This is a genomic window from Methanococcoides methylutens, from assembly GCF_000765475.1.
In the GTDB taxonomy this organism is placed as follows: domain Archaea; phylum Halobacteriota; class Methanosarcinia; order Methanosarcinales; family Methanosarcinaceae; genus Methanococcoides; species Methanococcoides methylutens.
In genome coordinates this window covers 88,756-100,960 of sequence record NZ_JRHO01000009.1, presented here as the reverse complement: position 1 = coordinate 100,960, position 12,205 = coordinate 88,756, and the positions used below count along the sequence as shown (strand labels likewise).

The window sequence follows — 12,205 nt, the reverse complement described above, 5'->3', positions numbered from 1 at the left end:
GGGAGTGGTAAAATGGATAAAAGCAGAAATATAACAGTAGATATTGAAAGGAACAGGGTACGCATAGTTGTCAGCCATGGAGAGGACGAAGAGATCGTGAAACTTTCAATCGCCGAGGCAAAGGATCTGCTTACAAAGGTGGGAGATGCTGTCGAGGACTATGATCAGAGAAAGCAGGTGCGTATCGACTAAGTGGAGAGAAGTATCAAATGCAGGAATTTAGCCATATAAAGAACGACCGTGCATACATGGTCGACATCAGCAACAAGGATATTGTGAGCAGGTATGCAACTGCTTCCGGAAGCATCAGTCTTACAGGCCCGACCATCGAGAGCATCAGAAGTGGAACCGTTGAGAAGGGAAATGTCCTTGCAACTGCAAGGACTGCTGCCATATTAGCGGTAAAGAGAGTACCTGAAATGATACCCATGTGCCACCAGATACCCATCACATCAGTTGATGTGGAATTCGAGGTTGGAAATTCGGACGTTACAGCTAATGTTGAGGTCAGGTCTGTGGGAAAGACCGGAGTTGAAATGGAAGCCCTTACAGGAGTTTCCATAGCACTTCTTACGATATGGGATATGGTCAAATCCGCTGAAAAGGATGATACAGGGAACTATCCTTCTACTGCTATCAAAGACATACATGTTGTAAAGAAAGTCAAGGAACAACTGACAAACCAATGACTTTTAATGGTTCAATGTAATAAAGGGGAATTATTGTTAATACCACTTTATCACTATCAATAAAATTATACTGGAGAGGCACATTCTTTGAAAATCATAGCAGGACCTGCATCACAGTTGCTCGCATCACGGGTTGCAAGAGAACTAAATATGGAACCGTCACTTTGTGAGTTCAACCGTTTCCCCGATGGAGAGGTTTACACAAGAGTACTTGAAGACATAACCGATGATGTCACGATCATCCAGAGCACACCAACTGATTCGGACCTTATTTCCCTGTTGCAGTTGATAGATGCATGCGAAGACGCACCTACCATCACGGTGGTAATACCCTACATGGGCTATGCCAGACAGGACAGGATATTCAAATCCGGAGAGGCCATCAGCGCACGTGCCATTGCCCGCACCATCAAAGCGGACAGGGTCATCACCGTAAATATTCACGAAAAGAGCGTACTTGAACATTTCAGTGCTGATTCTTTCGATCTTGATGCATCCCACCTTCTGGGTAACTACATCAGATCACTGAATCTTGAAAATCCATTGATCGTTTCCCCTGATGCCGGTGCTATTGCACTTGCAGAAAGTGCATCCGAAGATGTTGGCATCGAGTACGACTATCTTGAGAAGACAAGGCTTTCCGGAGATACGGTTACCATCAAGACAAAAAACATCGATGTTACAGGCAGAGATGTAATACTGATAGATGATATGATCGCAACCGGTGGGACCATGGCAGAATCAATCAAACTGTTACGTAGCCAGGGTGCAAAGGACGTGTACATCGCATGCGTACACCCGGTGCTCACCAAAAACGGTGTCCTGAGACTTTACAATGCAGGCGTACATGAGGTCATTGCGACCGACACGCTGGAAAAAGCACAAAGTCACATCAGTGTTGCACCCCTTATTGCAGATTTCCTGAAGAAATTATAAAAAGACAACAGACCCGGAGTGGTTTTTACATGGTGTTACCCGAAATATGCCCATTGGACAACGAATTAGAATGCAAGGGAAAGAACTGCCACCTATTCCATGTGGATTGGAGGACAGGCGAGGAGAACTGCACCATCGGATACAGTTCAACTCACAAACAAGGCAACCATTCAGACATCGTGTCCGACACCTATGCCGAAGAAACCCGCATGCGCCTTGGATATAAACCGGGACCATCTCCGGAAAGGAAATATGAAAGGGAACCTGTACAGCCCGTTGTCAGAGCTGAAAAAGAAGAAGAGAAAGAAGTTATCCCTTTCAAACCTGTGATCGAGGAAGAAGTTGTGATGGAAACCGAACATACAACGGTGATCCACTCACATGAAACAATTCTAGAAGAGCAGGAAACTGAAGTTCTTAATGATACTTTTGAAAAGGAAGATAATGCAGCAAAAAGCAAGCTTGACAAAATGATGAAGCTTGATAACCTTCCTGAAGATTATGAGAAGGAATTCTGGAATTGAAGTTTGCGAATAAATTAAACTCACATCGTATAGCAGAGAAGTAAATATTTTAATTTACTCTCAGCTTCTTTCTACTTTTTAATATTGTTTTAACCAAACGCCCATATTATATAATAAGAAAACATCTTTTAAGGTAGATGCAAAACGAATTGGTCAGTGACATCTACGAGACACTTCTCGGGATGATCGGGCATCTTCAATGGTGGCCGGCTGACACGCCTTTTGAGGTTGTTATCGGAACAATACTGACACAACAGACAAAATGGACAAATGTTGAGAAAGCAATAGATGCTCTCAAAAGGTCCGACCTCATAGAGCCTGAGAAACTGGCAAATGCAGATGTGGAATATATCGAAGAGCTTGTCCGATGTTGCGGTTTCTATCGCCAGAAAGCAAAACGGCTGAAAGACATTGCACAGTTCTTTACTACAGAAGGAATGAATAACATATTCCAGTTACCTACGGATGAGCTGAGGGAACTTATGCTTTCCTTAAATGGAGTGGGAAACGAAACTGCAGATAGTATTGTGCTTTATGCTGCAGATAAGCCAAAGTTCGTTATCGATGCCTACACCACCCGCATCATGAAATGTATCGGGATCGAAGGCAACTATATGCAACTTCAAAAGCTGTTCGAGACAGAACTTCCATCAGATGTACCACTATACAAGGAATACCATGCTTTGATAGTAGAATATGCCAAGAACTACTGTGGTAAGAAACAATGTGATGATTGCGTTCTCTTGCACAGCTTCAAAGACAAAGAGGTAAAGAATGGATAAAAGAACATACCTCCAGATATATGAAAATGTGAATGATCCGGAAAACATCGATGATCTGGCGCTGAAGTTCAATGAGCCTGCAGGAGTTATTGCTGCAATACTCAATCAAAAGATAGTATCTAAGGTCAAGAGGAAGATGCACAGTCTCCAGAGCAAGAGCAGGAACTACCTCTACTTATGGAACAAAGGCATAAGCATCATTGTACTGGCAAAAGACAACGAAGTTCCGGCTACTCTCATGGCTTCAGTGATCATCAAGGAGCTTGGCTACTCTAAGAAGTATGTTCTGAAACATCTCGATTCACTTGAAGATAAGCGCCTGGCAAGAGAGATAACCGAAGCGATAAATGAGGACCATTTCTTTTCTCCTGAAGCACATAAAGCCCAGTCTATCCGGGGCCAAATGGGAGAAGAAATTATTGAAAAATGGCTCAAATACAAGGAACTTGGTTTCAGCACCGAAGAGGACCTGAGGGAAATGGGAATGCAAAAGACCCCGGATTTCCTGCTGGATGAGCCGATCTACGTTGGTGATGTGGAAATTCTCTGGATCGAGAGCAAGGCGATGTTCGGGGATGAAAGAGAACATGCCCATTATCTTAAAAAACAGTTCCAGTACTACGAAAGGGATTATGGTACAGGAATGGTAATATATTGGTATGGCCACCTTGATAGCATCACAATGGATGGGAATATCATACGTGACCACAGTTTTTACAGGGATTCTACCCCTGAGATCAATATGGACATTGAAGAACTCTTAAATTCGAGCATTTAAGCCATATTATTTTCAAAACTCATTTTTTCTTCAGAGGTGCTATGATGCTCATTGTGTGAACATGGTAGATCTCTTCATCTTCATAAGCCACAGCTCCTTCTGTAATTGAACCATGGGTACCCATCACCTCAAGCATGCTACCTACCTCATCAAGGAAAGGTTCGCGCATATTGCTCATTTCAAAGATATCGATCAGAGCACTTATAGAGTTCTTTTGTGGTGTAGCTGTAATACGGGTCATTATAGTAAACTTTGTTTAGGTACTATTAATATCTGCCGAAATAGGAAATTGAGGACATTTTTACAAAAACATCCTTTCAAAGCATCATACCTGCCACATTGATCAGGAAACCTGCCAGCAGTGCCAGGGAAATAGTGAACATTGAGATAACAGCGGTATCTTTCCAGCCAAGTTCATGTTTTAGTATTGCAATGGTTGCAACACATGGGATGTAGATCGTTGTTATGACCGCGAAGGAGTACATCTGCAGCGGAGTCAGCACCTGGGCAAAGTTTGCAGTACCAGCAAGCACCGCCAGTATTTGCAATGCCATTTCCTTTCGGAGTATACCAAAGATAAGAGCAGTTGCTGCAAATGCAGGCAATCCAAATACGCCCACAGATACCGGCTCGACCGCATTCTGGAATGTGTCAAGTACACCTACCGCATCAAGCAACCCCAGCAAGGCACTGCCTGCCACCAGCAATGGGAACGCCACATAAACGAACTCGCGTACACGCAACCAGGTCTTCTGCAAAGTAGCCCTCTGATCAGGTCTGCGTAATGGTGCCATCTCCATTATCAGGCCGGTCTTTTCACCTGAAAGCCCTTTGCCAAGGACCCAGCCAGTACCGAAGATTATCACAAGTTCGAGTACATATATTGAAATTGCTGCCCAGTAACCCACGAAGGTTCCCACAAGTCCCAGGATGATCACGGTCCTTGCAGAACATGGCGTCAGTGCTATCAGTACCGATGCAATCCTTCTCTCACGCATGGTATTGAGAGCCCTTGTGGACATGATCGCAGGCACATTACATCCTAAGCCAAGGATCAATGGAATGACAGCCCTGCCATGGAGACCCACTTTGTGAGTCCAGTTATCCAGAAGGAAGGAAGCTCTTGTCAGGTATCCCGAATCCTCGAACAATGAGAGGATGATGTAGAACACTGCAATATACGGAATTGCGATGGCAAACCCGGCCTCAATTCCCAGAAGGGAATAGATAATAACGTTCCTGAAAATAGGAGATGAACCTGTAAGCATCCCCTCAACAGGGAAGATAAGGTAGGTTTCGAACAGGGAAACGATCCCCTCCTCAAGGAAACCACCCAGTGTAAAAACAACAAAGAACGTAATTAAAATAGCAATTATAAGACCTGTTATCCCCACATACTCAGAGGTCAGGATAGAATCGATCTTTTCCTTGAACGTGATCTTGTGCTCGACCTGCGTCGTAACCCGGTCAACAATGTATCCTGCTTCTCCATACAGGTCACGTGCAATGGTATCCGAGATCTGCATCCCGTGAGCTTTTTCGATATCTTCAGTAATGGATCCGGAAGTAGCAAGCAAAAGGTCGGCATCATGGGGACGGCAACTCAGTTTAACGAACTCTTCATCCCTTTCAAGCGCCCTGACCTTGATCCCATAACCGATCTCAGGGAAATCTGTGTCCAGTCTTTCAATAGCACGAAGAATGTGATTGTCATAATGTACCCTGCGTCTTTTCCCAGTTGAAATGTCCTCGTCAAGAGCTGAAAGAACAACATCATCAAGTCCAAGGCCTTTGGTAGCAACTGTTGGGATCACAGGAACTCCCAGATAATCTGAAAGCTTCTCAACATCTATCTCGATGCCCATCTCTTTTGCAGAATCCATCTGGTTTAAAGCCACTACCATTGGGATATCCAGTTCCAGAAGCTGTAATGTAAGGTAGAGGTTCCTTTCAAGTCGGGTAGCATCTACCACATTGATGATAACATCAGGATATTCCCTCAGAAGATATCTTTTTGAGACCTTCTCATCTTCCGTGGAAGCTCCCAGAGAGTATATTCCAGGCAGATCCACGACGTCCACTTTCTTGGAACCTGCATTGATGCTTCCATGTGTAAGTTCCACCGTGGTTCCCGGATAATTTGCAACGACCACACCAATGCCCGTAAGGCGTGAAAAGAAGGCACTTTTGCCCACGCTCGGATTGCCCACAAAGGCCATGGTCACATCATATTTGGAAGAAATAGACCTTTCAGCAACAGCCTCAGAACCGGATTTAATTTCTACCACTTCCGCGTGGATACCTCTTTCTTGCACCCAGACGTACAAAGATCTTCTTGGCGATCTCATTTCCAAGGGCTATCTCGGTTCCGCGTGTCAGTATAGAGGTCGAGCCCTGCTTCTGCTTGCGCTTGACATCTACATTTTCCCCGGCTATAAGCCCAAGGCATGTCAGCCTCTCTTTAGAAGAATCAGGCAAGGTCATCATGACCACAGTACCACTGTCCCCTTCCTTGAGATCGGACAATGCAACATAACTCTCTTTGAAAAGACAGCACTCATCCTCATCAACAGGATTGCAGTCAATGTTATTGCTTCCCATGAACCTGCACATGCTTTCCACAACAATGTCCGATACTGCATGTTCAAGACCGCATGCCTCGTTATGTGAGACCTCAGGGTCTACTTCCAGGACCTCCGAGAGGAACTTCTCGATCACATGATGCTTGCGCTTTAAGTTTTTTGCCTGCGATAGACCGGCATTTGTCAGCCGGACACCATGATAGGGTTGGTGATCAACAACGCCTTCATCGTTAAGTTTTTGCACCATTTCGGAAACTGCGGCCTGCGATACGCCAAGCTCATCAGCTATATCCTTGTTCTTAACAGAAAGTTCGCCGTTATTACTAAGTGAGAGTATCGTTTCAAGATATTCTTCAATGCGATCTGCAGTCATTTTCGTTCACACAATAATGTAATGAGTGGCTATAATCCATGATTTGGATATATAAATTTTGGTTCGGCATGCCGAAAATTATTCGGATTTTGCAACCATCTCAGATAACAAAGACCATTGCAACAACAACAGTAGTCCAGAGCCCATTCTCGTCCCCCTGGGCACACTGACAATAGTGCGTGGTATCAAATATGTGACCACTTGCCTTATAGACCTGCTCGCGCTCTTCCCATGCAGAATCTGCATCGAACTCAACTCCCAGTGTTGTAGCAAGCATGGTTGCTGCCAGATCCTCGGCATACATCCCTGCGGTCCTTTCATCCTCACCGAAGGAGTGATGCTCGGAGATGTAACCGTAGTCCTTGCTCTTGACAGGAACAGCATTCCCGATGGCTGCTGCTATCTGGCGCCTTGGTTCATTCGTCTGGTTCTTCGCCATGACGCAGTAAACGATCTGACCTGGCTTGAGATCAGCAAGACCATCTTCCTGTGAGACCACAGAACAATTTGGAGGCAATATGCTGGATACCGTCACCAGATTGAACTTCTCGATCCCACCGTCCCGTAATGCAAGCTCAAATGAAGCAAGCTTGTCCTTATGGACACCGGTACCTTTTACCACAAACGCTTTTTTAGGGATCATAGAGAGCCTATTAAAGAGAAAGATAAATATGTTTCGATAGACAGACTGCAAGAAAGCAGACCAACATTTATATATGATTTCGGGATTCCATCACCCCATACTTAACGGTGATCTTTAATGGTAAAAGTCAAAGACCTGAAATGGAAGCAGGATATGCGAGTGTCAGAGCTTGTCGATTCCTACGAACACATCGGATTCCAGAGCGTTGAGCTCCAGCGGGCATCCGAAGTAATAGTTAAGATGAAAAAGGATTCTGCAAAGGTATTCCTGACATTTACATCCAACATGGTCACCTCCGGTCTGAGAGGGTTCTTTGCCCAGCTTATCGAGCTTGGAATTGCCGATGTCATCGTTACCACTGTCGGCGGTCTTGAAGAGGACATAATGAAGGCCACCGGAGAGGATTTCCAGATAGGCTCGTTCCAGACAGATGATGTGGAACTGCATGAGAAAGGCATCAACCGTGTGGGAAACCTGCTTATCAAAAACGAGAGCTACATGAACTTCGAGAGCCTCATCGAGAGGATACTCAAACAACTTTACGAAAAACAAAAGCACTGGGCGGTTTCCGAGATGCTGCGTGAGATCGGGCTGATGCTCGATGACGAGAACTCGATCCTCTACCAGGCAGCAAAGAACAACGTACCGATATTCTGTCCGGCCATCACCGACGGAGCATTCGGTTTCCACTTATACCTGTTCCAGCAGGACCACCCTGATTTCATGGTGGATGTCGTGAAGGATTTCGGCAACATTTTATTCGCAAGCAGCTTCGACGACCGCAAGGGCGTCATCGCACTGGGTGGATCCATATCAAAACATCACGCCATCCTGAGCACACTCTTAAACGGAGGTGCCGAGTACGCAGTATATATGACAACTGCCCACCGCACCTCGGGAAGCATGTCCGGTGCCAACACCAACGAAGCAAAGTCATGGGGAAAGGTCAAGGACGAAAGCGATGTTGCCACCGTTATTGGAGATGTGAGCATCACATTCCCGCTTGCCATGATACATGCACTTGATGAGCTTGCAGAGGACGGTCTGCTGGAAAGCCTGAAAAAGAACAATGAGGACAGCGGAGTAAGCAAATGAGCAGCTCGACCGTCCCGTCCCCGAAATTCACATTATCAAAAAAAGTAGTTCTTGAGCAATACAACAAGGTCCGGGAAGTCGTGGACATCCCCGCCTTCAGCTCTAAGACAAACCCAAGGGTCAGCCCGATGATCGAGGAGAACACCGACGGGTTCCTTAGCGTACACATGATCAACGAACTCAAGCACGTAAGGGACATGTCAAGAGTACTTTTCCTTGCACAAGGCTGGACCTCCGAGATCGTAGAAGACCTCTATGAGAAAGGCATTCGCTCCTTTGCAGTTGACAATGAGTTCGACCTGGACGTCCTGCTCTCGACCATCGAACCCACCGACTGGAAGATCACACTTCTGCTCCGCCTGAAGCTCAAGGAACATTCCCTGAGGACCGAGAGATATTTCGTTTTCGGGATGACATCCGATGTCATCAATGAAAGGGTGACACAGCTTAAGGACGATCACCACATCGAACAGCTCGGAGTACATTTCCACAGGAAGACCCAGAACGTCAACGAATGGAAGATCCAGCAGGACATCGAGGACGTGCTGACAGAACAAACCCTTGAGGCCATCGACATCCTCAATATCGGAGGAGGGCTGCCATCAGAATATGCCAATACCAACGTCGATGTCATCGGAGGAATTTTCAGGCGCCTTACCGAGCTTCGGGAATGGCTTCATGAAAAAGATATTCAGCTTATGATAGAGCCGGGAAGGTTCATTTCAGCACCTGCCGGGAAGCTCATCACCTATATCACAGGCGTCTATGACAACAACATCATTGTGAACGCTTCCGTCTACAACAGTGACATGGATGCGATCCTCGTACCTGTGAAACTGAGAGTTGAAGGCGAGGTTGGCAACAATGCAGGCAAACCTTATGTCATCAAGGGATGCACACCATGTTCAATGGACCTTTTCAGGTATCGTGTGTACCTGAAGGATGAGCCGAAGATCGGTGATGAGATCGTGTTCATCAATGCAGGAGCTTACAATTTTACTTCGAACTTCTGCGACCTTGAAGAGATCCCTACAGAAATAATAGAATGATGATCAGCTTTTCAGAACCTTACTTGCTCAAATGATCATCTACGAATACAATTGTGACCACTGCGGTGGTCTACTATCCTTTTTTACACCAGCTTGCTGCATCGTGGCAGCAAGATCTTCGGCAAAAGGAAACATGTTATATATAAAAGAGAACATGCAGATATTCCTCAGATCCAAAGATAGATCATGAGATTTCAACACTTATACTGATCAGATAATACACATGGTGATAATCAATGGCAGAGATCAAACACTGGGCAGAAGTCGTTGCTGACGAAGCCCTGGAAAATGGGACAAAACACAGGATATCCACAGGGATCACACCTTCCGGCCACATACATATCGGAAACATGAGAGAGGTCGTTACCGCAGATGCAGCATACAGGACGCTTGTGGAAAAAGGTGCTGAGACCGATTTCATATACATGGCCGACAACTTCGACCCACTTCGAAAAGTCTATCCATTCCTTCCTGAAAGCTATGCAGAACATGTCGGAAAACCAATTTCCGAGATCCCCTGCCCATGCGGGGAATGTGAAAGCTACGCAGAGCACTTCCTCAAACCTTTCCTTGAAGGACTTGAGAAACTTGGCATCCACCCTAAGGTCTACCGTGCAGACCAGCTTTACAAGAGCGGCAGGTTTGTTGAAGCCATCAAGACAGCACTTATCAAAAGGGATGATATCGCAAAGATCCTCAAGGAAGTATCAGGAAAGGATGTTCTGCCTGAGTGGAGCCCGTTCAACCCGATCTGCCAGGAATGTAAAAAGATCAACACAGCTATCGTCACCGGATTCGATGCGGATGCAGAGACCGTTGACTACGATTGTTCATGTGGTCACAAGGGAACAGTACCAATGGCCGGTGGCGGAAAGCTCACCTGGCGTGTGGACTGGCCTGCAAAATGGAAGATGCTGGACGTGACAGTCGAACCATTCGGAAAGGACCATGCTTCAAGAGGCGGTTCCTATGACACAGGAAAGAGGATCGTTCGGGAGATATTCGACCACGAGCCACCACAGCCTATCGTCTATGAGTGGATCATGCTGGGACAGAAGGGTGCAATGTCATCATCAACCGGTGTAGTCGTCTCAATTTCCGACATGCTCAAGGTCGTGCCACCTGAGGTACTGCGCTACCTGATCATGCGCACAAAGCCTGAAAAACACATCAAGTTCGACCCCGCACAGCCACTGCTGACACTTGTGGACGAGTACGAACGTCTCAACGCAAAGGAAGATCTGGAAGGTCTCGACAAGCGTGTGCTGGAACTTTCACATGCAAAGGGCATCTGCCACACCGACATCCCGTTCAAGCACATGACCACCATCTCCCAGGTAGCACATGGCGACTTTGAGAAGATCATGAAGATCGTGGAACGTGCAGGATACGACACAACCAACGAGAAATGTATCAGGGAACTGACAAACAATGTCTCCAACTGGCTTGAGATGTATGCACCGCCATTCGCAAAGTTCAGCGTAAAGGATGAACTTCCTGAGCAGACCGCAACGCTCACTGATGTGCAGCAGGCATTCCTCGGAGCATTATCTGAGATCATTGAGGCCAGCGGCGAACTTACAGGTGAGGATTATCACAACCTTGTCTATTCCTCAAAGGAAGCAGGTTCTGACCTCCACCTTAAGATCGTTGAAAAGCTTGGCGTAGCCGAAGATGAGCTGGAGATCAATCCTAAGGAGATGTTCAAGGCGATCTACACTTCAGTGCTCGGCCAGCAGTCAGGACCTAAAGCAGGATGGTTCCTCTCATCCATCGACCAGGACTTCCTTGCAAAACGCTTCAGTGAAGCATCAACATACAGACCATAAGAGCATGACACAAGGGACGGCATCCCACACTCATTTCTCAGCATGGGACAGGGAATATTCCCATGTCAGATGGGGAGGGGCAGCACCGATCGAACCGATCCGTTCCCGTATCCCTGACGGATGCCGTATCCTTGATGCAGGCTCGGGGAAAGGTCGCCACCTTCTCCCCTTATCTAATTTTTACGATTGCACAGGCATCGATGTATCTCCCACAGCACTAAAAGCTTCAAGGGAATATCTTGCAAAACGAGAACGTGAAGCCCACCATGTCGTATCCTCAATAACAGACCTTCCTTTTGCAGACAACAGTTTTGAGGGGATCGTTTGTTTCGGAGTATTACAGCATCTCCTGGAAAGAGAACGTGAAAGGGCAGTCTCAGAATTCAGGCGAGTGCTGAAACCCGGAGGGACGATCTTCCTGGAGGTTTTCGGGACAAGGGATATGCGATACGGAGGGGATGCCATTGAAGATCACACGTTTGTACGCCAGAGTGGGATAATCTACCACTATTTTACAAAAGAAGAAGTTGAGCACCTATTCCGGGACTTCGGGATGCTGGACATCAATGATGTAATTACGGAAAAAAAGTTCAAGGGCGAGTCACACACCCGCCATATGGTCAACGGAACTATCCAGCTGGTATCAGAAGAAGATACCGAGATATGCTAAAAGCACTATCAGAACTGCTCCGACTACTCCTGTGAATGCACAGACCAGTATCACAACCCATGAAAAAGCAATATTCAGACCCAGTGCAAAGTTAGCGATCAGAAGGAGAATCACACCCAATACGGTGTTCACTACCATGTTCTTGACAGTCTTCAGCACCTTGTACAGAAGAAGAGCTATGATGATAGCCACCAGTACTACTATAATTTCCATTACCATGTTTATCTACTAAAAATAGATGTCAAAGATATTTAA

15 protein-coding genes are annotated in these 12,205 nt (G+C 46.1%); 10 read left to right on the top strand and 5 right to left on the bottom strand.

The annotated features are described in order from the left end of the window. Positions 1 to 12 precede the first annotated feature (12 nt). The 6 genes from LI82_RS02895 to LI82_RS02870 all read left to right on the top strand — a co-directional run bounded on the left by LI82_RS02895 (position 13) and on the right by LI82_RS02870 (position 3,709). Positions 13 to 192 carry a hypothetical protein gene (locus tag LI82_RS02895; protein ID WP_048193452.1) on the top strand — a complete coding sequence of 60 codons (180 nt, stop codon included), beginning with the start codon at positions 13 to 15 and terminating at the stop codon, positions 190 to 192. A 17-nt stretch (positions 193 to 209) separates the two neighbouring features. After that, entirely contained in the window at positions 210 to 689 is a 480-nt protein-coding gene (moaC, locus tag LI82_RS02890; protein WP_048193451.1) for a cyclic pyranopterin monophosphate synthase MoaC, read from the top strand. An 87-nt stretch (positions 690 to 776) separates the two neighbouring features. Next, positions 777 to 1,625: a ribose-phosphate diphosphokinase gene (locus tag LI82_RS02885; RefSeq protein ID WP_048193450.1), complete on the top strand. Its 849-nt coding sequence runs from the start codon at positions 777 to 779 to the stop codon at positions 1,623 to 1,625. Positions 1,626 to 1,678: 53 nt separating this feature from the next. Continuing rightward, positions 1,679 to 2,149, top strand: coding sequence for a hypothetical protein (locus LI82_RS02880; RefSeq protein ID WP_135607223.1), 471 nt, complete (start codon positions 1,679 to 1,681; stop codon positions 2,147 to 2,149). A 137-nt stretch (positions 2,150 to 2,286) separates the two neighbouring features. Continuing rightward, complete coding sequence (locus LI82_RS02875; RefSeq protein WP_048193448.1) at positions 2,287 to 2,931, top strand: endonuclease III domain-containing protein; 645 nt, start codon at positions 2,287 to 2,289, stop codon at positions 2,929 to 2,931. Then, positions 2,924 to 3,709 carry a C15orf41 family protein gene (locus LI82_RS02870; RefSeq protein ID WP_048193447.1) on the top strand — a complete coding sequence of 262 codons (786 nt, stop codon included), beginning with the start codon at positions 2,924 to 2,926 and terminating at the stop codon, positions 3,707 to 3,709. Before LI82_RS02875 ends, LI82_RS02870 begins: the two co-directional genes overlap by 8 nt. 19 nt (positions 3,710 to 3,728) lie before the next feature. Here LI82_RS02870 and LI82_RS02865 read toward each other — a convergent pair whose 3' ends face one another. The 4 genes from LI82_RS02865 to LI82_RS02850 form a co-directional block, all read right to left on the bottom strand. After that, complete coding sequence (locus LI82_RS02865; RefSeq protein ID WP_048193446.1) at positions 3,729 to 3,950, bottom strand: hypothetical protein; 222 nt, start codon at positions 3,948 to 3,950, stop codon at positions 3,729 to 3,731. 76 nt (positions 3,951 to 4,026) lie between these two features. Then, positions 4,027 to 5,997 (bottom strand): ferrous iron transport protein B, encoded by a 1,971-nt coding sequence (gene feoB, locus LI82_RS02860; RefSeq protein ID WP_330217363.1) that lies wholly within the window; start codon positions 5,995 to 5,997, stop codon positions 4,027 to 4,029. Next, the gene (locus LI82_RS02855) at positions 5,984 to 6,664 is read right to left on the bottom strand and encodes a metal-dependent transcriptional regulator (protein ID WP_048193445.1); all 681 of its coding nucleotides are present in this window, start codon (positions 6,662 to 6,664) and stop codon (positions 5,984 to 5,986) included. Before LI82_RS02855 ends, feoB begins: the two co-directional genes overlap by 14 nt. A 100-nt stretch (positions 6,665 to 6,764) precedes the next feature. Next, a complete protein-coding gene (locus LI82_RS02850; protein WP_048193444.1) occupies positions 6,765 to 7,307 on the bottom strand; it encodes a pyruvoyl-dependent arginine decarboxylase in 543 nt (180 codons plus the stop codon). A gap of 117 nt (positions 7,308 to 7,424) precedes the next feature. Between LI82_RS02850 and LI82_RS02845 the strand changes: the two genes are divergently transcribed. The 4 genes from LI82_RS02845 (at position 7,425) to LI82_RS02830 (ending at position 11,950) form a co-directional block, all read left to right on the top strand. Then, positions 7,425 to 8,402 carry a deoxyhypusine synthase family protein gene (locus tag LI82_RS02845; protein WP_048193443.1) on the top strand — a complete coding sequence of 326 codons (978 nt, stop codon included), beginning with the start codon at positions 7,425 to 7,427 and terminating at the stop codon, positions 8,400 to 8,402. Beyond that, positions 8,399 to 9,451, top strand: coding sequence for a decarboxylase (locus tag LI82_RS02840; protein WP_048193442.1), 1,053 nt, complete (start codon positions 8,399 to 8,401; stop codon positions 9,449 to 9,451). The genes LI82_RS02845 and LI82_RS02840 overlap by 4 nt, the downstream gene beginning before the upstream one ends. Positions 9,452 to 9,687: 236 nt before the next feature. Further along, positions 9,688 to 11,280, top strand: coding sequence for a lysine--tRNA ligase (gene lysS, locus LI82_RS02835; protein ID WP_048193441.1), 1,593 nt, complete (start codon positions 9,688 to 9,690; stop codon positions 11,278 to 11,280). A 4-nt stretch (positions 11,281 to 11,284) separates the two neighbouring features. Then, entirely contained in the window at positions 11,285 to 11,950 is a 666-nt protein-coding gene (locus LI82_RS02830; protein WP_048193440.1) for a class I SAM-dependent methyltransferase, read from the top strand. Here LI82_RS02830 and LI82_RS02825 read toward each other — a convergent pair. After that, positions 11,924 to 12,169, bottom strand: coding sequence for a pro-sigmaK processing inhibitor BofA family protein (locus LI82_RS02825; RefSeq protein WP_048193439.1), 246 nt, complete (start codon positions 12,167 to 12,169; stop codon positions 11,924 to 11,926). The two genes, LI82_RS02830 and LI82_RS02825, sit on opposite strands and share 27 nt — an antisense overlap. Between the last annotated feature and the right edge of the window lie 36 nt (positions 12,170 to 12,205).